The organism is Jiella avicenniae (genome assembly GCF_021390325.1).
Taxonomy (GTDB): domain Bacteria; phylum Pseudomonadota; class Alphaproteobacteria; order Rhizobiales; family Rhizobiaceae; genus Jiella; species Jiella avicenniae.
In genome coordinates this window covers 216,568-238,310 of the sequence record NZ_JAJUWU010000009.1, presented here as the reverse complement: position 1 = coordinate 238,310, position 21,743 = coordinate 216,568, and the positions used below count along the sequence as shown (strand labels likewise).

18 protein-coding genes are annotated in these 21,743 nt (G+C 64.6%); 3 read left to right on the top strand and 15 right to left on the bottom strand.

The annotated features are described in order from the left end of the window. The 15 genes from LZD57_RS11450 to LZD57_RS11380 form a co-directional block, all read right to left on the bottom strand. On the bottom strand, positions 1-127 hold a 127-nt coding region (locus tag LZD57_RS11450; RefSeq protein WP_233719760.1), incomplete at its 3' end, for a GTP-binding protein. Positions 128-191: 64 nt separating this feature from the next. Beyond that, positions 192-2,282: an elongation factor G gene (gene fusA, locus LZD57_RS11445; RefSeq protein WP_233719748.1), complete on the bottom strand. Its 2,091-nt coding sequence runs from the start codon at positions 2,280-2,282 to the stop codon at positions 192-194. 30 nt (positions 2,283-2,312) lie between these two features. Continuing rightward, positions 2,313-2,783 carry a 30S ribosomal protein S7 gene (gene rpsG / locus LZD57_RS11440; RefSeq protein WP_163465209.1) on the bottom strand — a complete coding sequence of 157 codons (471 nt, stop codon included), beginning with the start codon at positions 2,781-2,783 and terminating at the stop codon, positions 2,313-2,315. A gap of 31 nt (positions 2,784-2,814) precedes the next feature. Further along, positions 2,815-3,186 (bottom strand): 30S ribosomal protein S12, encoded by a 372-nt coding sequence (rpsL, locus tag LZD57_RS11435; protein WP_084409349.1) that lies wholly within the window; start codon positions 3,184-3,186, stop codon positions 2,815-2,817. A 342-nt stretch (positions 3,187-3,528) separates the two neighbouring features. Next, positions 3,529-4,041, bottom strand: coding sequence for a GNAT family N-acetyltransferase (locus LZD57_RS11430; protein WP_233719747.1), 513 nt, complete (start codon positions 4,039-4,041; stop codon positions 3,529-3,531). A gap of 138 nt (positions 4,042-4,179) precedes the next feature. Then, the gene (rpoC, locus tag LZD57_RS11425; protein ID WP_233719746.1) at positions 4,180-8,379 is read right to left on the bottom strand and encodes a DNA-directed RNA polymerase subunit beta'; all 4,200 of its coding nucleotides are present in this window, start codon (positions 8,377-8,379) and stop codon (positions 4,180-4,182) included. A 129-nt stretch (positions 8,380-8,508) separates the two neighbouring features. Beyond that, positions 8,509-8,718, bottom strand: a complete 210-nt coding sequence (locus LZD57_RS11420) for an integrase (RefSeq protein ID WP_233719745.1) — start codon at positions 8,716-8,718, stop codon at positions 8,509-8,511. 30 nt (positions 8,719-8,748) lie between these two features. Continuing rightward, the gene (gene rpoB, locus LZD57_RS11415; RefSeq protein ID WP_233719744.1) at positions 8,749-12,897 is read right to left on the bottom strand and encodes a DNA-directed RNA polymerase subunit beta; all 4,149 of its coding nucleotides are present in this window, start codon (positions 12,895-12,897) and stop codon (positions 8,749-8,751) included. A gap of 467 nt (positions 12,898-13,364) precedes the next feature. Next, entirely contained in the window at positions 13,365-13,742 is a 378-nt protein-coding gene (gene rplL, locus LZD57_RS11410; protein WP_233719743.1) for a 50S ribosomal protein L7/L12, read from the bottom strand. Positions 13,743-13,793: 51 nt separating this feature from the next. Further along, on the bottom strand, positions 13,794-14,312 hold the full coding sequence (gene rplJ / locus LZD57_RS11405) for a 50S ribosomal protein L10 (RefSeq protein ID WP_233719742.1): 519 nt from the start codon (positions 14,310-14,312) through the stop codon (positions 13,794-13,796). 375 nt (positions 14,313-14,687) lie between these two features. Next, positions 14,688-15,395, bottom strand: a complete 708-nt coding sequence (gene rplA / locus LZD57_RS11400; RefSeq protein WP_233719741.1) for a 50S ribosomal protein L1 — start codon at positions 15,393-15,395, stop codon at positions 14,688-14,690. A 5-nt stretch (positions 15,396-15,400) separates the two neighbouring features. Next, the gene (gene rplK / locus LZD57_RS11395) at positions 15,401-15,829 is read right to left on the bottom strand and encodes a 50S ribosomal protein L11 (protein ID WP_233719740.1); all 429 of its coding nucleotides are present in this window, start codon (positions 15,827-15,829) and stop codon (positions 15,401-15,403) included. 149 nt (positions 15,830-15,978) lie between these two features. Next, on the bottom strand, positions 15,979-16,509 hold the full coding sequence (gene nusG, locus LZD57_RS11390; protein ID WP_163465201.1) for a transcription termination/antitermination protein NusG: 531 nt from the start codon (positions 16,507-16,509) through the stop codon (positions 15,979-15,981). 28 nt (positions 16,510-16,537) lie between these two features. After that, a complete protein-coding gene (gene secE, locus LZD57_RS11385; protein WP_233719759.1) occupies positions 16,538-16,735 on the bottom strand; it encodes a preprotein translocase subunit SecE in 198 nt (65 codons plus the stop codon). Positions 16,736-17,002: 267 nt separating this feature from the next. Beyond that, positions 17,003-18,664, bottom strand: coding sequence for an electron transfer flavoprotein-ubiquinone oxidoreductase (locus LZD57_RS11380; RefSeq protein WP_233719739.1), 1,662 nt, complete (start codon positions 18,662-18,664; stop codon positions 17,003-17,005). Between the two features lie 257 nt (positions 18,665-18,921). Between LZD57_RS11380 and LZD57_RS11375 the strand changes: the two genes are divergently transcribed. The 3 genes from LZD57_RS11375 to LZD57_RS11365 all read left to right on the top strand — a co-directional run bounded on the left by LZD57_RS11375 (position 18,922) and on the right by LZD57_RS11365 (position 21,741). Continuing rightward, on the top strand, positions 18,922-19,251 hold the full coding sequence (locus LZD57_RS11375; protein WP_233719738.1) for a DMT family transporter: 330 nt from the start codon (positions 18,922-18,924) through the stop codon (positions 19,249-19,251). A gap of 41 nt (positions 19,252-19,292) precedes the next feature. Further along, complete coding sequence (locus LZD57_RS11370; RefSeq protein WP_233719737.1) at positions 19,293-20,231, top strand: uracil-DNA glycosylase; 939 nt, start codon at positions 19,293-19,295, stop codon at positions 20,229-20,231. 202 nt (positions 20,232-20,433) lie between these two features. Next, entirely contained in the window at positions 20,434-21,741 is a 1,308-nt protein-coding gene (locus LZD57_RS11365; RefSeq protein ID WP_233719736.1) for an MFS transporter, read from the top strand. Positions 21,742-21,743: the final 2 nt, after the last annotated feature.

Genomic DNA, 21,743 nt, shown 5'->3' with positions numbered 1-21,743 from the left:
CGTAGGCGCGGTACTCGCCGAAGAACTTGGTGATCGCCGCCGTCAGCGACGTCTTGCCGTGGTCGACGTGTCCGATCGTGCCGATGTTCACATGCGGCTTGTTACGCTCGAATTTGCTCTTGGCCATAGTGCCACTCCATTCATTTCATCTTGGCCCACGGGGGCCGAACCGGTCCGACCTGAAAGGGTCCTTAGGCGTATTTCTTCTGGATCTCTTCCGCGACCTGGTTCGGGACCGGCTCGTAGTGATCGAAGATCATGGTGTACTGCGCGCGGCCCTGAGACATCGAACGCAGCGTATTGACGTAGCCAAACATGTTGGCGAGCGGCACCATCGCATTCACCGCCTGGGCGATGCCGCGGGGCTCCGTACCCTGGATCTGGCCGCGCCGGGAGTTCAGATCGCCGATCACGTCGCCGACATAGTCCTCCGGCGTGATCACCTCGACCTTCATCACCGGCTCGAGCAGCCGTGGGCTGGCCTTCTGGATCGCCTCGCGGAAACCGGCACGAGACGCGATCTCGAACGCCAGCACCGAGGAGTCGACGTCGTGGAAGGCGCCGTCGATCAGTTCGGCCTTGATGTCGACCATCGGGAAGCCGGCCAGCGGGCCGGAGGTCATCACCGACTTGATGCCCTTTTCGACGCCCGGGATGTATTCCTTCGGCACCGAGCCGCCGACGATCTTCGACTCGAACGAGAAGCCCTCGCCGATCTCGGCCGGCTCGAAGGTCATCTTGACGCGGGCGAACTGGCCCGTACCGCCGGTCTGCTTCTTGTGGGTGTAGTCCACTTCGGCGCGGCGGGTGATCGTCTCGCGATAAGCCACCTGCGGGGCGCCGACATTCGCCTCGACCTTGAACTCGCGCTTCATGCGATCGACGAGAATGTCGAGGTGAAGCTCGCCCATGCCGGCGATGATCGTCTGACCGCTCTCCTCGTCGGTCTTGACGCGGAAGGACGGGTCCTCGGCGGCGAGACGGTTGAGGGCGAGGCCCATCTTCTCCTGGTCGGCCTTGGTCTTCGGCTCGATCGCGATCTCGATGACCGGATCGGGGAATTCCATGCGCTCCAGGATGACCGGCTTCAGCGGATCGCAAAGCGTGTCGCCGGTCGTCGTGTCCTTCAGTCCGGCCAGGGCGACGATGTCACCGGCATAGGCCTCTTCGATGTCTTCGCGGGAATTGGAGTGCATCTGCAGCATGCGGCCGATGCGCTCCTTCTTCTCCTTGACGGTGTTCTGCAGGGACGAGCCCTTGGTCAGAACGCCGGAGTAGATCCGGGCGAAGGTGAGCGACCCGACGAAGGGATCGTTCATGATCTTGAAGGCCAGCATCGACAGCGGCTCTTCGTCCGACGACTTGCGGATCACGTCCTGCTCGGTCTTCGGATCGATGCCCTTGATGGCATGGACCTCGACCGGAGAGGGAAGGAAGTCGACGACGGCGTCGAGCAGCGGCTGCACGCCCTTGTTCTTGAAGGCCGAGCCGCAGAGGACCGGCGTGAACCAGACGTCGCAGGTGCCCTTGCGGATCAGCCGGCGCAGCTCGTCGTTGGAGGGCATCTCGCCTTCGAGATACTTCTCCATCGCCGGCTCGTCGATCTCGACGGCGGCCTCGATCATCGCTTCACGATACTCTTCGGCCTGCGCCTTCAGCTCCTCGGGGATCTCGAGGATGTCCCACTGGGCACCGAGGGTCTCGTCGCGCCAGACGAGCGCCTTCATCTCGATGAGGTCGATGACGCCCTTGAGCTCACTCTCCGCGCCGATCGGCAGCTGGATTACGATCGGACGTGCACCGAGACGGGACTTGATCATCTCGACGCAGCGGAAGAAGTCGGCGCCGATCTTGTCCATCTTGTTGACGAAGATCATCCGCGGAACGCGGTATTTGTCGGCCTGGCGCCAGACGGTCTCGGTCTGCGGCTCGACACCGGCATTGGCGTCGAGCAGCGCGATCGCGCCGTCGAGAACGCGCAGCGAACGCTCGACCTCGATGGTGAAGTCGACGTGGCCGGGCGTGTCGATGATGTTGAAGCGGCGCTTCTTGCCGTCACGGCCCTGCCAGAACGTCGTCGTGGCAGCGGAGGTGATGGTGATGCCGCGCTCCTGCTCCTGCTCCATCCAGTCCATCGTCGCGGCGCCGTCGTGGACTTCGCCGATCTTGTGGGACTTGCCGGTGTAGAAGAGGATCCGCTCGGTCGTCGTCGTCTTGCCCGCGTCGATGTGGGCCATGATGCCGAAATTGCGGTAGTCTTCGATCTTGTATTCGCGTGCCATTGGGCGTCGCCTTTCAGATGGAAGCCAGAATTACCAGCGATAGTGCGAGAAGGCGCGGTTGGCTTCAGCCATCCGGTGCGTGTCTTCCCGCTTCTTGACGGCCGAGCCGCGATTGTTCGCGGCATCCATCAGTTCGCCGGAGAGTCGATCGACCATCGTGGTCTCGTTGCGGTTGCGGGCCGCCGTGATCAGCCAGCGGATCGCCAGCGCCTGACGGCGCTCCGGACGGACGTCGACCGGGACCTGATAGGTCGCGCCGCCGACTCGCCGGGAACGAACCTCCACATGCGGCGCGATGTTTTCGAGCGCCTGGTGGAAGATCGCCACCGACTCCTGCCGGGTCTTCTCGTGAACGACGTCGAACGCACCATAGACGATGCTTTCGGCGATCGACTTCTTGCCGTCGTACATGACGGCGTTCATGAACTTCGACACGACGAGGTCACCGAACTTCGGGTCCGGGTTGATCTCGCGCTTTTCGGCTTTGTGGCGGCGGGACATTCTATCGTCTCTTCAACTGGTCGCGACTGGCTTACTTCGGACGCTTGGCGCCGTACTTCGAACGCCGCTGCTTCCGGTTCTTCACGCCCTGGGTATCCAGCACGCCGCGAATGATGTGGTAGCGCACACCGGGAAGATCCTTCACGCGCCCGCCGCGGATCATCACCACGGAGTGCTCCTGAAGATTGTGACCCTCGCCGGGGATGTAGCCGATGACTTCGTAGCCATTGACGAGACGCACCTTGGCGACCTTACGAAGCGCCGAATTCGGCTTCTTCGGAGTGGTCGTGTAGACGCGGGTGCACACGCCGCGCTTCTGCGGGTTCGCCTCGAGAGCCGGGACCGTGTTGCGCTCGGTCGGCCGCACGCGCGGCTTCCGGATCAATTGGTTGATGGTCGGCATTCAACCTTCCTCTAAATTCTTCCAGTCCCAGGTCCGTAACGAGATTCCACCCCGCATTGCGAAGCAATGCCTCGCCATACGCGAAACCGGGCGTCGATCCGCTTGTCTTGCGGACGGCCCGGCGAGAAGCAGAGGACCGCGAGCGGTCATGCGCCAGAAAGTGACGTCTCGTTGAACGAAGCCTTGTTTGAGGCGGCTGTTTCCCGGACTTGGCGTCGACAGGAAGATTGAGCCTCACATCGGCTTGGTTGACGCGTACCTAAACGTTGATATCCGCGGCGTCAAGCGCCGGAACCGGCAATCGCCGCGGTTTCGCATGGAAAACCGCAAAGCAGCGATGCATCAGACGACCCGCTCGTAATAGCCGACCGTCTTGCCGCCCGCATCGAGCACCGCCCGGCCGATCTGGCGAAAGCCGAGGGCTTCGTGAAAGCCGATCGAGGCCGGATTCGGCGGGTCGAGGTTGATCTCGCAGACGATTCGGCCGCTTTTCGCCGACTCGGCGGCGGCCGTCACCGAATCGTAAAGCGCTTTCGCCAGCCCCCTCCCCCGCGCCGCGGGCGCCACCACGACCCGGTCGACATAGACGAAGCGCTCGAAGCGGGACCTGAACCAGAGAAAGTTCGGACTGTCGTAGTCCCCGTCCTGGTCGAAGGCGACGACGAAGGCGTCGGCGTCGGCGCTCTGGCGCGCAAGAAATGCGTTGCGCACGAGGCGCTCGAAACCCGCGGCGTCGAGCAGCGACAGCTCGGCCGCATGCTGGTTGTTGAGCGCGAGGAGGCGATCCAGATCCCCGGCGCGGACGTCGAGGGTCCGCGGCGGTTGCGTCGCCTCGTTTCGGGGATGTTCGCTCATGCGCCTCTCCGATGTCTCGCGGGGAACGGCCTCGACCGGGCCGGCTTCTCATGCCCGCGACATAGCAAAAGGCCGCCCCCTTTCGGAAGCGGCCTTCTTTTTCATGTCCGCCAAAAGGCGGTCGTCACGCGGCGACGATCACTCGGCAGCGTCTTCCACCGCCGTCAGCATCCGATCGGTCTCGGCGGCATTCGCCGCCTTGCGCCGATCCTCGATGATGAGTTCGTCGCGCGAGGTGGCGATGCGGCGCATCTGGGTCATCATGCCGCCTGTACCCGCCGGGATGAGGCGGCCGACGATGACGTTCTCCTTCAGGCCCTGCAGCGAGTCGACCTTGCCGGCGACCGACGCCTCGGTGAGGACGCGGGTGGTCTCCTGGAAGGATGCCGCCGAGATGAAGGACGGCGTCTGCAGCGAGGCCTTGGTGATGCCGAGCAGGACCGGATTGCCGGAGCCCGGCTTCTTGCCCTCCTCGACGAGACGCTCGTTGAGTTCGTCGAGCTCGATCCGGTCGACGTGGTCGCCCGGAATGTAGCCCGAGTCGCCCGACTCGACGATCTCGACCTTCTGCAGCATCTGCCGGACGATGACCTCGATGTGCTTGTCGTTGATCAGAACGCCCTGCAACCGGTAGACCTCCTGGATCTCGTTGACGAGGTAGCTCGCGAGAGCCTCCACGCCGCGGATCGCCAGAATGTCGTGCGGCGCCGGATTGCCGTCGAGGATGTAGTCGCCCTTCTCGATCATGTCGCCTTCCTGAAGGTGGAAGGGCTTGCCCTTCGGAATCAGGTATTCGACCGGCTCGACGCCGTCCTCATGCGGCTCGATGACGATGCGACGCTTGTTCTTGTAGTCGCGCCCGAACTTCACCGTACCGTCGATCTCGGCGATGACCGCGTTGTCCTTCGGCTTTCTGGCCTCGAACAGCTCGGCGACGCGCGGCAGACCACCGGTGATGTCCTTCGTCTTGGCGCTTTCCATCGGAATGCGCGACAGGACGTCGCCGGCCTGCACCCGCTGACCCGGCTCGACCGACAGGATCGCATCCACCGACTGGTAGTAGCGGGCATCCGATCCGCGGGCCAGCTTCAGGATCTCGCCATTGTCGCCCTTGATGACGATCGCCGGCTTCAGATCCGTGCCGCGCGGGCTCGCCCGCCAGTCGATGACGGCACGCTTGGTGATGCCGGTCGCCTCGTCGGCCTGCTCGGACACCGAGATGCCGTCGACCATGTCCTCGAAGTCGATCGTGCCCTCGAGTTCGGTCAGAACCGGGCGGGTGTAGGGATCCCACTCGGCGATACGCTGACCGCGCCGAACCTGATCGCCGTCGTCGACATAGATGCGCGAGCCGTAGGTCAGGCGGTGCGAGGCCCGTTCCTTGCCGTTCTGATCCATGATCAGAATCGCCATGTTGCGGCCCATCGCCACCAGCTTGCCGTCGGAATCGCGAACGACGTTGCGGTTGCGGATCTTCACCGTGCCCTCGTAGGAGGCCTCGAGGAAGGAGGAGTCCACCACCTGCGCGGTCCCGCCCATGTGGAAGGTGCGCATGGTCAGCTGGGTGCCCGGCTCGCCGATCGACTGCGCCGCGATGACGCCGACGGCCTCGCCCATGTTGACGGGCGTGCCGCGGGCGAGATCGCGCCCGTAGCAGGTGGCGCAGATGCCGGTGCGGATCTCGCAGGTCAGCGCCGAGCGGATCTTCACCGACTGGACGCCGGCCTTCTCGATCACCTCGACGTCCGGCTCCTCGATCATCCGGCCACCCTCGACGAGAACGTCGCCGCTCAGCGGATGCAGGATGTCCTCGAGCGCGGTGCGGCCGAGAATGCGCTGTCCGAGCGTCGCGACGACCTGGCCGGCGTCGACGATCGGCTGCATCGTCAGGCCGTTCGGCGTGCCGCAGTCGGACTGGGTGATGATGCAGTCCTGCGCGACGTCGACGAGGCGGCGGGTCAGATAGCCCGAGTTCGCCGTCTTCAGGGCGGTGTCCGCAAGGCCCTTGCGGGCGCCGTGGGTCGAGTTGAAGTACTCGAGCACGGTCAGACCTTCCTTGAAGTTGGAGATGATCGGGGTCTCGATGATCTCGCCCGAAGGCTTGGTCATCAGGCCGCGCATCGCCGCGAGCTGGCGCATCTGGGTCGGCGAACCACGGGCGCCGGAGTGCGACATCATGTAGATCGAGTTCATCGGCTTCTGACGGCCGGTGGTCTCGTCGAACTCGACCGCCTTGATGCGCTCCATCATGTGCTCGGCGATCTTGTCCGTGCACTTCGCCCAGGCGTCGACGACCTTGTTGTACTTCTCGCCCTGGGTAATCAGGCCGTCGTTGTACTGCTGCTCGTATTCCTTGGCGAGCGCCTGGGTCTCGGCGATCAGCTTGGCCTTCGCGTCCGGAATGACCATGTCGTCCTTGCCGAACGAGATACCGGCCGTGCAGGCGTTGCGGAAGCCGAGCTGCATGATCCGGTCGCAGAAGATCACCGTCTCCTTCTGACCGCAGTGGCGATACACCGTGTCGATCATCTTGGAGATGTTCTTCTTCGTCATCAGCTGGTTGCAGATGTCGAAGGGGATCATGTGGTTCTTCGGCAGGAGCTCGCCGATCATCATCCGGCCCGGGGTCGTCTCGTGGATCGCTGAAACCGGGTTGCCCTCGGCGTCGACGGTCTTGAACCGGCCCTTGATCTTCGAATGCAGCGTCACCGACTTGGAGGCCAGCGCATGGTCGAGTTCGCCCATGTCGGAGAAGGCCATGCCCTCGCCCGGCTCGTTCTCGTTCATGATCGACAGGTAGTAGAGGCCGAGCACCATGTCCTGCGACGGCACGATGATCGGTGCGCCGTTCGCCGGATGCAGGATGTTGTTGGTCGACATCATGAGGACGCGGGCTTCGAGCTGCGCCTCGATCGACAGCGGCACGTGAACCGCCATCTGGTCACCGTCGAAGTCGGCGTTGAAGGCCGTGCAGACCAGCGGATGGAGCTGGATCGCCTTGCCCTCGATCAGCACCGGCTCGAAGGCCTGGATGCCGAGGCGGTGCAGCGTCGGCGCACGGTTGAGCAGCACCGGATGCTCGCGGATCACCTCGTCGAGGATGTCCCAGACTTCCGGACGCTCCTTCTCGACCAGCTTCTTGGCCTGCTTCACCGTCGAGGAGAAGCCCTTGGCGTCGAGGCGGGCATAGATGAACGGCTTGAACAGCTCGAGCGCCATCTTCTTCGGCAGGCCGCACTGGTGAAGCTTCAGCTCCGGGCCGGTGACGATGACCGAGCGGCCGGAATAGTCGACGCGCTTGCCGAGGAGGTTCTGGCGGAAGCGGCCCTGCTTGCCCTTCAGCATGTCGGAGAGCGACTTCAGCGGACGCTTGTTGGCGCCGGTGATGACGCGACCGCGGCGACCGTTGTCGAACAGCGCGTCGACCGCCTCCTGCAGCATCCGCTTCTCGTTGCGGATGATGATGCCGGGCGCGCGCAGCTCGATCAGCCGCTTCAGACGGTTGTTGCGGTTGATGACGCGGCGGTAGAGATCGTTGAGATCGGACGTCGCGAAGCGACCGCCGTCCAGCGGGACGAGCGGACGCAGATCCGGCGGGATCACCGGCACGACCGTCATGATCATCCACTCCGGCCGGTTGCCCGATTCCAGGAAGTTCTCGACGATCTTCAGCCGCTTCATCAGCTTCTTCGTCTTCAGCTCGGACGTCGTCGTCGCAAGCTCCTCGCGAAGGTCGCCGGCGATCTTCTCGAGGTCCATCGAGCCGAGCAGCTCCTGGATCGCCTCGGCGCCGATGAGAGCGGTGAAGCTATCCTCGCCGAACTCGTCGACGGCGATCAGATACTCCTCCTCCGACAGGAGCTGGTGCTCCTTCAGCGAGGTGAGGCCCGGCTCGGTGACGATGTAGTTCTCGAAGTAGAGGACGCGCTCGATGTCCTTCAGCGTCATGTCGAGCAGCGTGCCGATGCGGCTCGGCAGCGACTTGAGGAACCAGATGTGGGCGACGGGCGCGGCGAGTTCGATATGGCCCATGCGCTCGCGCCGCACGCGCGAGAGGGTGACCTCGACGCCGCACTTCTCGCAGATGATGCCCTTGTACTTCATCCGCTTGTACTTGCCGCACAGGCACTCGTAGTCCTTGATCGGACCGAAGATGCGCGCGCAGAACAGGCCGTCCCGCTCCGGCTTGAAGGTGCGGTAGTTGATCGTTTCCGGCTTCTTGATCTCGCCGAAGGACCAGGAGAGGATCTTTTCCGGGCTCGCCAGCGAGATCCGGATCGAGTCGAACGTCTGCGCCGCAGCCTGCGGGTTGAAGATGTTCATGACCTCTTGGTTCATGGCTTTCTCCTTTTGGGGTTCCGACCCCGAGGCATCGCCGTGCGATGCATGAAGAACGATTATCGAAGCGCCCGGGGGCGCTTTCGTGCCGCGTAAGTTGGCCCTCGTGCGGTGCGAAGGCAGGAACGATCAGACGACGAGCCGAAGCAGCAGCATGACCACCCCCGCGTTGATCGCCAGAAGGAAGCCGAGCATCCATTTCAGAACGGAGAGATCCGAGCGGATATCCGAGATCTGCTTCTGGAAATCGGCGACTTCTTCCGCCGCCTTTCTCGCCTTTTCGTCCTCGACGTTGGCCGAGCGGAGGGCGTCATACAGTGATCCCATCATCAATGCCATGACATGCCCTCCCCTTCGCTACGCCCCTGCTTACTCCGCTGCGTCGGGCAGGTCCGTCCGGGTCGGCGGCGCCGGCAGTTCGCCGGCGTTGTTCTGCAGGTCGACGTCGAGACCGAGCGAGCGCATTTCCTTGACGAGAACGTTGAAGCTCTCGGGAATGCCCGACTCGAAGGCGTCGTCGCCGCGGACGATCGACTCGTAGACCTTGGTGCGGCCGGCGACGTCGTCGGACTTCACCGTCAGCATCTCCTGCAGCGTGTACGCCGCACCGTAGGCTTCCAGGGCCCAGACCTCCATCTCGCCGAAGCGCTGTCCACCGAACTGCGCCTTGCCGCCGAGCGGCTGCTGGGTGACCAGCGAGTAGGGGCCGATCGAACGGGCGTGGATCTTGTCGTCGACCAGATGGTGCAACTTCAGCATGTAGATATAGCCGACGGTGACCTGCCTGTCGAACGCTTCGCCCGTGCGCCCGTCATAGAGCGTGACCTGACCGGAGCCGTTCAGGCCGGCCTTTTCTAGCCACTCGACGATGTCCTTCTCGTTGGCGCCGTCGAAGACCGGCGTCGCGATGGAGACGCCCTTGGTCATCTGCTTGGCCAGCGTCACGACGCTGTCGTCGTCGTAGGACTTGACCGGCTCGTTGCGGTCGTTGTCGCCGAGCAGGCCGGCGATTTCGTTCCGCAAAGGTGCGACGTCGTGGTCCTGCTTGTAGGCCTCGACCATCTCGCCGATCTTCTTGCCCATGCCGGCGCAGGCCCAGCCGAGATGCGTCTCGAGGATCTGGCCGACGTTCATCCGGCTCGGCACGCCGAGCGGATTGAGCACGATGTCGACATGGGTGCCGTCCTCGGTGAACGGCATGTCCTCGACCGGGACGATGCGCGACACGACACCCTTGTTGCCGTGGCGGCCGGCCATCTTGTCGCCCGGCTGGATCTTGCGCTTGACGGCGACGAAGACCTTCACCTGCTTCATGACGCCCGGCGGCAGCTCGTCGCCCCGCTGGACCTTCTCGACCTTGTCCATGAAGCGCTGCTCGAGCGTCTTCTTGGCCTGGTCGTAGACGTTGCGCAGGTCCTCGAGCTCGGCCTGGAGCTTCTCGTCCTCGACGGCGAACATCCACCACTGCGAACGCGGGAACTCCGCCATCGCCTCGGCCGAAAGGGTCGCCCCCTTCCTGAAGGCCTTGGGTCCGGCGATCGCCGTCTTGCCGTCCAGCATCTCGACCAGACGCCCATAGACGTTGCGGTCGAGGATCGCCTGCTCGTCGTCACGGTCCTTGGCGAGACGCTCGATCTCCTCGCGCTCGATCGCCATGGCGCGCTCGTCCTTCTCGACGCCGTGCCGATTGAACACGCGCACCTCGACGACCGTACCGTAGGCGCCCGGAGGCATGCGGCTGGAGGTGTCGCGGACGTCGGAGGCCTTCTCGCCGAAGATGGCGCGCAGGAGCTTTTCCTCCGGCGTCATCGGGCTTTCGCCCTTCGGCGTGATCTTGCCGACGAGGATGTCGCCCGGTTGCACCTCGGCACCGATATAGACGATGCCCGCCTCGTCGAGGTTCTTCAGCGCCTCTTCCGACACGTTCGGGATGTCGCGGGTGATCTCTTCCGGCCCGAGCTTGGTGTCGCGCGCCATGACCTCGAACTCCTCGATGTGGATCGAGGTGAAGACGTCGTCGGCGACGATGCGCTCCGACAGGAGGATCGAGTCCTCGTAGTTGTAGCCGTTCCACGGCATGAAGGCGACGAGGACGTTGCGGCCGAGCGCCAGGTCGCCGAGATCGGTCGACGGGCCGTCGGCGATGATGTCGCCCTTCCTCACCCGGTCACCCACTGCGACCAGCGGACGCTGGTTGATGCAGGTGTTCTGGTTCGAACGCTGGAACTTCATCAGCCGGTAGATGTCGACGCCGGACCTGCCGGCCTCGAGGTCTTCCGTCGCGCGGATGACGATACGCGTCGCGTCCACCTGGTCGACGATGCCGGTGCGGCGGGCGCCGATGGCGGCACCGGAGTCCCGGGCGACCACCGGCTCCATGCCGGTGCCGACGAACGGCGCCTCGGCGCGGACCAGCGGCACCGCCTGGCGCTGCATGTTCGAGCCCATCAGCGCGCGGTTCGCGTCGTCGTTCTCGAGGAACGGGATGAGCGCGGCAGCGACCGAAACCAGCTGCTTCGGCGACACGTCCATGAGATCGACGTTCTCGCGCGGCGTCATGAAGACGTCGCCCGAATGACGGCAGACCACGAACTCGTTCTGGAAGGTCATGTCGTCGGTCAGGACCGCGTTCGCCTGGGCGACGTGGTGCTTCGACTCCTCCATCGCCGACAGATAGACGACCTCGCTGGTCACCTTGCCGTCGACCACCTTGCGGTACGGGCTCTCGATGAAGCCGTACTTGTTGACGCGGGCAAAGGTGGCGAGCGAGTTGATCAGGCCGATGTTCGGGCCTTCCGGCGTCTCGATCGGGCAGATGCGGCCGTAATGGGTCGGATGGACGTCGCGGACTTCGAAGCCGGCACGTTCGCGCGTCAGACCGCCCGGTCCGAGCGCCGACAGGCGACGCTTGTGGGTGATTTCCGACAGCGGGTTCGTCTGGTCCATGAACTGCGAGAGCTGCGAGGAACCGAAGAACTCGCGCACGGCCGCGGCCGCAGGCTTGGCGTTGATCAGATCCTGCGGCATCACCGTGTCGACCTCGACACTGGACATGCGCTCCTTGATCGCCCGCTCCATGCGGAGCAGACCGACGCGGTACTGGTTCTCCATCAGCTCGCCGACCGAACGCACCCGGCGATTGCCGAGATTGTCGATGTCGTCGATCTCGCCGCGGCCATCGCGCAGGTCCACCAGCGTCCTGACGACGGCGATGATGTCCTCTTTGCGGAGCACGCGCACGGTGTCCTCGGCGTCGACTTCGAGACGCATGTTCATCTTGACGCGGCCGACGGCCGACAGGTCGTAGCGCTCGGCGTCGAAGAACAGCGAGTGGAACATCGCCTCGGCGGTTTCCATCGTCGGCGGCTCGCCCGGGCGCATCACCCTGTAGATGTCGAACAGCGCGTCCTGCCGGCTTTCGTTCTTGTCGGCGGCGATCGTGTTGCGGATGTAGGCGCCGACATTGACGTGGTCGATGTCGAGAACCGAGAACTCGTCGTAGCCCGCGTCGACCAGGACCTTCAGGGTCTTCTCGTCGATCTCGTCACCGGCTTCCAGATACACCTCGCCCGTGGCGAAGTTGACGATGTCCTCCGCGAGATAGTGGCCGTAAAGGTCCTCTTCGGTCGCCCGAAGCGCCTTTACGCCCTTTTCCTGCATCTGACGGGCCTGGCGGGCGGTGACCTTCTTGCCGGCTTCGACCAGCACTTCGCCGCTGTCGGCGTCGATCAGGTCGACCGTGGCATTCTGGCCTCGCACGCGCTCGACCGAGAAGGGAACCCGCCAGCCGTTCTTGTCCTTGGCGAACTGCAGGACGTTGTAGAAGGTCGAAAGGATCTCCTCCCCGTCCATGCCGAGCGCCATCAGCAGCGACGACACCGGAATCTTGCGGCGGCGGTCGATGCGGGCATAGACGATGTCCTTGGCGTCGAACTCGATGTCGAGCCAGGAACCGCGATAGGGAATGACGCGGGCCGCGAAGAGCAGCTTGCCCGAGGAGTGCGACTTGCCCTTGTCGTGATCGAAGAAGACGCCCGGCGAGCGGTGCATCTGCGAGACGATGACGCGCTCGGTGCCGTTGACGATGAAGGTGCCGTTCATCGTCATGAGCGGCATGTCGCCCATGTAGACGTCCTGCTCCTTGATGTCCTTGATGGACTTCGAGCCGGTATCCTCGTCGATGTCGAACACGATGAGGCGCAGCGTCACCTTGAGCGGCGCGGCGAAGGTCAGATCGCGCTGACGGCATTCGTCGACGTCGAACTTCGGCGCCTCGAACTCGTACTTGACGAATTCCAGCATCGCCTGGCCCGAGAAGTCGGAAATCGGGAACACCGACTTGAAGACCGCCTGCAGCCCCTCGTCGCCGCGTCCACCCTCCGGCTCGTCCACCATCAGGAACTGATCGTAGGAGGCCTTCTGGACCTCGATGAGATTGGGCATCTGTGCCACTTCGGGGATGTGCCCGAAGACCTTGCGCACCCGCCTGCGACCGGAAAATGTCGTCGTCTGGGACATCGTCGCTCCTTCTCGTAACGCCTTCGCCCTTGACCCAAGGGCTGACCCTGCTATCCCTCTTGACGCGAGGGTTTTCCGCGTCGCCGCGGTGTCATCGTCGGGGCTCTCCGCCCAGCGCCGGCCGAGGCCGGATTTCGATCCCGGCTCACCCGGGAGACCCGCCGCGTCCCTCGGACCGGCCGGCACGTCCCCGCCCTTTCGCGAGCGGGACCGCTTCGTTCTTCGAACCGTCAGGCCCGCATCTCCGAACCTCCGCGCACCCCTGCGGCGGGGCGCATCGACGGAGGTCGGGAGATCCGTCCCTCGACCCGAACCGAGACCATCCACCGAACGGGGACGACCCTGGCGTTTCGCCCGCCCTTCGCTCGACCGCAGCCGCGGTGATCGTCAGCAGGCACGGAAGGCGGAACGGCAAATCGCCGTCCCGCCCACCGGACTTTCTTCGCGAAACCGCGGGCGAACCGCGATTACTTGACTTCGACCGTCGCACCAGCCTTCTCGAGCTGGTCCTTGATCTTCTGTGCCTCGGCCTTGTCGACGCCTTCCTTGACCGGCTTCGGCGCGTTGTCGACGAGGTCCTTGGCTTCCTTGAGGCCGAGGCCCGTGAGCGCGCGGACTTCCTTGATGACGTTGATCTTCTGGGCGCCGGCATTGGCGAGGATGACGTTGAACTCCGTCTGCTCCTCGGCGGCCTCGGCCGGAGCGGCGCCACCACCGGCAGCCGCGACGGCGACCGGAGCTGCGGCGGAAACGCCCCACTTCTCTTCGAGCATCTTCGAAAGCTCAGCCGCCTCGAGGACGGTCAGGCTCGACAGGTCTTCAACGATCTTGGCGAGATCAGCCATTTGAATTTTCCTTCAGGTTCGAACTTTGATTTGAGCAGCGAGGAACCAACCTCACGCCGCCTCGTCCTTCTTGGCATAGGCCCCGAACACGCGTGCGAGCTGTGCCGCAGGCGCCTGGACCACCCCGGCGATGCGCGTAGCCGGCGTCTGAATCATGCCGACGAGCTTCGCCCGCAGTTCATCCAGCGACGGCATGGTGGCAAGCGCCTTCACACCGTCCGCATCGAGGGTCGAGGCCCCCATCGCTCCGCCGAGGATCACGAGCTTGTCGTTGGTCTTGGCGAAATCGTTGGTGACCTTGGCCGCCGCCACCGGATCGCTCGAATAGGCGATCAGTGTCTGGCCCTCGAACAGGTTCGAGATGCCTTCGGCGTCCGTGCCTTGAAGAGCGATCTTGGCGAGACGGTTCTTCGCGACTTTGACGGACCCGCCCGCTTCGCGCATCTTCGAACGATAGTCGTTCATCTGCGCCACGGTGAGCCCGGCATAGTGGGCCACGACGATCGTCGACGAAACCTTGAAGGTCTCGTTGAGGGTCGTGACGAATTCGCGCTTTTCCGCTCTGTCCACTGCCTCTCTCCAGTTGGCCGAGACGCCCCCTTCGGAACGCTTCGGCCGGATTGCCTTTTGCCGCCCGGATCACCCGGGCGACGCTCGGAGATCCTGTCCCCTCACCCGTTACTCGCAGGATGGAACCTACGGGCGGCGCAAGGCATTCGGAGTTCGAACCCGCTTCCGGCTCGTCGCCGGGAAAACGGTCCTTCGCTCGTCTCATGCGGGCTTTCTGACGATTATGACCTCGGTCCCGAGGGACCTGCGGTCGCCCACAATCTCGGACAGGCATGCTTGAAAGGCCCCAAAAGGCCTTTCCATTCCCGGGCGAACCCGGAACTCTGATCGATCGCGAAGCCCTCGATATAAGAAGCCGCCGCGACGATTGTAAGGTCAGGCCGGAGCCTGGACCGAAAGCGACGACGGGTCGATCTTGACCCCCGGCCCCATGGTCGAGGAGATCGCCACGCGCTTGACGTAATTGCCCTTGGCGCCCGAAGGCTTGGCCTTGTTCACCGCATCGGCGAAGGCGCGGATGTTCTCGGCGATCTTCGTCGCGTCGAAGGACACCTTGCCGACGCCGGCATGGACGATGCCGGCCTTCTCGACGCGGAACTCGACGGCGCCACCCTTCGAAGCCTTCACCGCGGCGGTGACGTCCGGCGTCACGGTGCCGACGCGCGGGTTCGGCATCAGGCCGCGGGGGCCGAGCACCTTACCGAGGCGGCCGACGAGGCCCATCATGTCGGGCGTCGCGATGGCACGGTCGAAGTTGATGTTGCCGGCCTGGATCTCGGCGACGAGATCCTCGGCTCCGACGATGTCGGCACCGGCGGCCTTGGCTTCATCGGCCTTGTCGCCGCGCGCGAAGACCGCGACGCGGACGGTGCGCCCGGTGCCGTTCGGCAGGTTGACGACGCCGCGGACCATCTGGTCCGCATGGCGCGGGTCGACCCCGAGGCTCATCGCCACCTCGACGGTCTCGTCGAACTTGACGCTGGCCTTGCCCTTGATCATGCCGATCGCCTCGTCGAGGCCGTAGAGCTTGGTGCGCTCGATGCCCTCGCGGGCGGAGCGGATACGCTTGCCGATCTTTGCCATCGTTCTTACTCCGTGACCTCGAGACCCATCGACCGCGCCGAGCCCTCGATCATCGCCGTCGCGGCGTCGAGGTCGTTGGCGTTGAGGTCGACCATCTTCTTCTCGGCGATCTCGCGGAGCTGGCCGCGGGAGATCGAGCCGGCGCTGGCCTTGCCCGGGGTCTTGGAGCCGGATTTCAGGTTCGCCGCCTTCTTCAGGAAGTAGCTCACCGGCGGCGTCTTCATCGCGAAGGTGAAGGACTTGTCCTGATAGTAGGTGATGACGACGGGGATCGGCTGCCCCTTCTCGAGCTCCTGGGTCTGCGCGTTGAACGACTTGCAGAACTCCATGATGTTGATGCCGCGCTGACCGAGCGCCGGACCGATCGGGGGCGACGGCGTCGCCGAACCGGCCGCGACCTGCAGCTTCAGCTGGCCCGCTACCTTCTTAGCCATTTTTCCTGCCTTCTTTTCTCATGCCGGGACACCTGGCCTCCGGCGTTTCGCAGCCCGCGCGGTGCGGCGGATGATGGGCCGGCTTGAAGAGCCCACGTCGCCTTCCGCACGATCATGGCGCCGGCGAGCTGCCGGCCGCCAATTTCCGGTCAGGTCTTTTCGACCTGGCCGAATTCGAGATCGACCGGCGTCGCCCGCCCGAAGATCGAAACTTCCACCTTGAGGCGCGCCCGCTCCTGATCGACTTCCTGAACGACGCCGTTGAACGAGGCGAACGGCCCGTCGGAGACGCGGACGTTCTCGCCGATGTCGAAGGACATGGTCGGCTTCGGCCGCTCCACGCCATCCTGAACCTGGCTGAGAATGTGGTTCGCCTCGGCCTCCGAGATCGGCACGGGCCGATTGTCCGGCCCGAGGAAACCCGTCACCTTCGGCGTGTTCTTGATCAGCGAGAAGACCTGGTCGGTCAGCTCGGCCTTGACGAGGACATAGCCGGGGAAGAACTTGCGCTCGGCGTCGACCTTGCGGCCGCGGCGCACCTCGACCACCTTCTCGGTCGGCACGAGGATCTTCTCGAACTTGTCGGAGAGCCCCTTCTGACGGGCCTGCTCCTCGATGGATTCGGCCACCTTCTTTTCGAAATTCGAATAAGCGTGGACGATGTACCAGCGGGCGGTCATGAAAACTTCGATATCTCCTGCGGCAGCGTCAAGCGCCCGCATTCATGATCAGACCGACGGCGTAGCCGAGTGCCTGATCCGCGATGAAAAAGAACGCCGCCGCGAACGTCACCATGATGAACACCATCACCGTGGAGATCATCGTTTCGCGCCGCGTCGGCCAAGTTACCTTCGATGTCTCCGAACGCACCTGCTCCAGAAATTTGAAGGGATTGGTCCTGGCCATAAACTGCTCACGGCTAAAGCGCGTGAAGAGTGCCAAAACACCCCACGCGCCGTTTCCATTGGAAAGCGTCTTCTATCGGCCTTCACCGCGATTCACAAGCCCCCCGCGATGCGAAAAGTCGTGAACATAAGGTAAAGGCGACGGTCGTCCACAGGCACCGATTGCGGCGGAAAGATCGCGATTTATCGACGCGAAACGATGTGGGATGGCGTGGTTCGAACCGCAAGGCCGAAGCTTGAACGCGCTCGCGCCCATCCGCCCACAGTCTCACATCACCTCGTAGACCGGCCCCTCGCCGCCCTGGGGCGGCACCCAGTCGATGTTCTGGTTGGGGTCCTTGATGTCGCAGGTCTTGCAGTGGACGCAGTTCTGGGCGTTGATCACGAACTTGTCCTCGCCCTCCTCCTTCACCCACTCGTAGACGCCGGCCGGACAGTAGCGCTGCGACGGGCCGGCATAGACGCCGAGCTCGGAGGATTTCTGCAGGGCCGGATCCTTCACCTGGAGATGGACCAACTGGTCCTCCTCGTGATTGGTGTTCGACAGATAGACCGACGAGACCTTGTCGAAGGTCAGTTCGCCGTCGGGCTTGGGATAGGCGATCGGCTGATGCTTTTCCGCCGGCTCCAGGCAGGCGTAGTCCGGCTTGCCGTGCGTCTTCGTCCCGAAGAAGGAGAAGCCGAAGAGCGCGTTCGTCCACATGTCGAGGCCGCCCAGCATGATGCCGATCCGCGTGCCGTATTGCGACCACAGCGGCTTGACGTTGCGCACCGGCTTCAGGTCCTTGCCGATCGGCGAGTCCCGCCACGCCTCGTCATAGGCATTCAGCCGGTCACCGGAGCGGCCGGCCTTCAGGGCCTCCGCGGCCTTCTCCGCCGCCAGCATGCCCGAGGTCATGGCGTTGTGAACGCCCTTGATGCGCGGCACGTTGACGAAGCCGGCCGAGCAGCCGATCAGCGCGCCGCCCGGAAACACCAGCTTCGGCACCGACTGGTATCCGCCCTCGGTGATCGCCCGCGCGCCGTAGGCGATGCGCTTGCCGCCCTTCAAGAGTTCGGCGACGTCGGGATGGGTCTTGAAGCGCTGGAACTCGTCGAAAGGCGACAGGTAGGGGTTCTTGTAGTTCAGATGGACGACGAAGCCGACATAGACCTGGTTTTCGCCGAGATGGTAGAGGAACGAGCCCCCGCCGGTCTTGTCGCCCAGAGGCCAGCCGAAGGAGTGCTCGATGCGGCCGGGCTTCGACTTCTCCGGCGCGATCTCCCACAGTTCCTTGATGCCGAGGCCGAACTTCGCCGGCTCGCGGCCCTGGTCGAGACCGTAGGCTTCGATCACACGCTTGGCGAGGGAGCCGCGCACGCCCTCGCCCAGGAAGACGTATTTGCCGATGAGCGCCATGCCGCGCTGATACATCGGCCCCGGCTCGCCGGTCCGCGTCACCCCCATGTCGCCGGTGGCGACGCCGATCACGGCGTTGTCGTCGCCGAACAGAAGCTCGGACGCGGCGAAGCCGGGATAGATCTCGACACCGAGCGCTTCGGCCTTTTCCGCCAGCCACTTGCAGACGAGACCGAGCGAGACGACGAAGTTGCCGTGATTCGACATCAGCTTCGGCAGGGCGAAGTTCGGCAGCCGGACGGAGCCGTGCGGACCGTAGAGGAAGAACCGGTCCTCGGTGACGGCCGTCTTGATCGGCGTCTCCTCCCGTCGCCATTCCGGCAGCAGCCGGTCGAGGGCGGAAGGGTCGAGGACGTTGCCGGAGAGGACGTGGGCGCCGACCTCTGCGCCCTTCTCCAGCACCACCACGGAGATCTCGGGGTCGATCTGCTTCAGCCGGATCGCCGCCGCGAGGCCCGCCGGCCCGGCGCCGACGATGACGACGTCGAATTCCATCGATTCGCGTTCCGGCAGCTCCGCAGCTTCACTCATCGTCTTTCCCTTGAACTCTCGCGTCCGAACTTTCGGCTCGCCCCGACCGGCACCGGACTCTCCCCCGACCAGATCGGGCCTTATTAGCCGTCATGTTTCGGATCGTTCTAGTCCTTTTGCCCGAAAGGTCGAAGCATCGGGGCAAATTGCAGCGGCAGGACGGACGAATTGCCGAGAGCGGGTCCGCCATGCGATTGACGCGCCCGCCTCGCCGGATGGTACAGACGACGGCGTCTTTCGATGGCGGAGCAGGTGTCATGAATGCGGTCTATCTCGGCGTCGCCATCGTCTGCGAGATCATCGGGACGAGTGCGCTCAAGTCGTCCGTCGGGTTCAGCCGCCTCTGGCCGTCGCTGACGACCGTGCTGTTCTACGCCTTCGCCTTCTATTTCCTGTCGCTGCCGCTGAGAACCATGCCCGTCGGCATCGTCTACGCCATCTGGTCCGGCTGCGGCATCGCGCTTCTCGCGACGATCGACCTCTTCTGGTTCCGCGTCCACATCGACTTCGCCGGCTTCCTCGGTCTCGGCCTGATCGTCGCCGGGGTGCTGGTCATCAACCTCTTCTCCTCGACCGTCGGGCATTGAGGTGGCTGCATTCTGCACCGCCATCGGCTAAGACCCTGCCCATGTCCGACGCTCCATCCCGACGCGATGCCGCGATCGCCCTCCTCGCCTTCTATCGCGAGGCAGGAATCGAGACGCTGCTTCTCGACGCGCCGCGGGACCGGTTTGCCGAGACGGCGGCCGAGATCGAGCGACGCCAGGCGAACAGGCGATCCGAGCCGACGTCGCCATCGCAGGAGCGAAGAGCCGGGAGGTCGGCGCACGGATCGCAGGATCGCGTTTCTCCGTCACAGCCGGCCGCCGGCGCACCGACCGGCAACGGCACACCGGATTCCGCCTTCCCCTCGAACCGGATCGCCATCCCCGACGACATCGCCGTCGCCGATGCCAGGGAGCGGGCTCGCGCCGCCGCGACGCTCGCCGAGCTGAAGGAACTGCTGGACGGCTTCGAGGGCTGCAACCTCAAGATCACCGCCAAGCACACAGTCTTCGGCGACGGCCCCGAGACGGCCGATCTGATGTTCATCGGCGAGGCGCCCGGCCGCGACGAAGACATGGCGGGCGTGCCCTTCGTCGGACGCTCGGGCCAGTTGCTCAACCGCATGCTGGAGGCGATCGGCCTCAAGCGGGAAAACGTCCGGGTCACCAACACCGTGCCCTGGCGCCCGCCCGGCAACCGCGCGCCGACGCCGGCCGAAACGCAGATCTGCCTGCCCTTCGTCCAGCGGCAGATCGAGCTCGTCGCACCGAAGATCATCGTGTGTCTCGGCTCACCCTCCGCCAAGGCGATTCTCGGCTCGGCCGAGGGGATTCTGAGAATGCGCGGAAAATGGCAGAGCTACAGCTTCGATCTTTCTCCGTCTTCGACGATCCCGGCGATCGCCATGCTGCATCCGGCCTATCTCCTGCGTCAGCCGGCCCAGAAGCGCCTCGCTTGGCGCGATCTCCTGGCGTTGAAGGCCAGGCTGGCCGAAACCGACGGCGAGAGCACCGGGAACTGATCCGGTCCTTCCCGTTCGCTTGTCGGCCGGGCACCTCGCGGCAAGGGCAGCGTCCAAGGCTATTTTCCTCGCCGCGGCACATGCCCGAAAGCTGCAACAATGCTCGGTTAGAGGCCTCGCCAAATCACCGGTGAGGCCGTAAGGCACACCGCAGTCGCACCGGCAGCCGCCGATCCGGATTCATTTGCAGCGCGAGCCCGACATGCACCTTCTGCCGATCGCAGCGCTCCTCACCTCGACCTTCTTCCTGATGGCGGGTGCGGGGCTCATGGGCATCCTTCTGCCCGTCCGCGGCTCGATCGAGGGCTGGACCAGCTACGAGATCGGCGCGTTCGGAACGAGCTACGCTCTCGCCTTCACCTTCGGCTGCGTGGTGATTCCCTGGCTCGTCCGCAGCGCCGGGCACGTGAGGACCTTTTCCAGCCTCGCCGCGCTGCTGGCGATCTCGATCCTTCTGTGCGGGCTCGTCGTCGATCCGATCAGCTGGGTCGTGTTCCGGGCCTTGTCGGGCTTCGCCCTCGCCGGCAGCTACATGGTCATCGAAAGCTGGCTGAACGAGCGGGTCACCAACGAGACCCGCGGCACCATCTTCTCCGTCTACATGATCGTCACCATGGCGGCGATGATGGGCGGGCAATACGTGATGCCGCTGAGCCGGCCCGAGCTTGCCGTGCCCTTCATGCTCTGCGCCATCCTGTTCGCCCTGTCGGTCATCCCGACGGCGCTGTCGCGGGCCCAGTCGCCGACGCCGATCGCCGCCGTCAAGATCGACGTCCTGATGCTGTTCCGCAATTCGCCCGTCGCGGCCATCGGCATCCTTCTCGCCGGCATCCTCTCGGCCGGCTGGGGCAACATGGCGCCGGTCTTCGGCCAGCAGACCGGCCTGTCGACGACCGACATCGCGACGCTGACGGTCTCGGCGATGTTCGGCGGCGCGGTCTTCCAGATCCCGCTCGGGCGGATCTCCGATAAAACCGACCGGCGCTACGTGATGTCGGCCGCCGGGATCATCGGCGTCGGGGCCGCGGTTGCCGGCGTCTATCTCGACCAGGCCGGGTCGTTCGTTCTCTTCGGCGTCGCCTTCGTCCTCGGCGGGATCATCTATCCGGCCTATTCCCTCGCCGTCGCCCATGCCAACGACTATGCCGCCGACGCCGACTTCGTGAAGATCTCGAGCGGTCTTCTGATCCTCTACGGCGTCGGCACGATGATCGGGCCGATCTACACCGCCGTCCTGATGGAGACCGCCGGTCCCGCCGGTCTGTTCCAGGCGATGGGATCGGCCATGGCGATCTATGCCGCCTACGCCTTCTACCGGACCTTCCGCCGCGTCGCGATCCCCGCCGACGAGCGGCCGGACTTCCAGACGATCCCGTTCGCCCGGGTGCAGACGCCGGCGAGCTTCTCGCTCGATCCCCGCGCCGAGGCGAGCCTCGAGGCGCTGGACGACGAGCACGATCTGGAGGACACCGGTCGTTCGAGCCGGAAGAGCGACAAGCAGGCGGCCTGAGG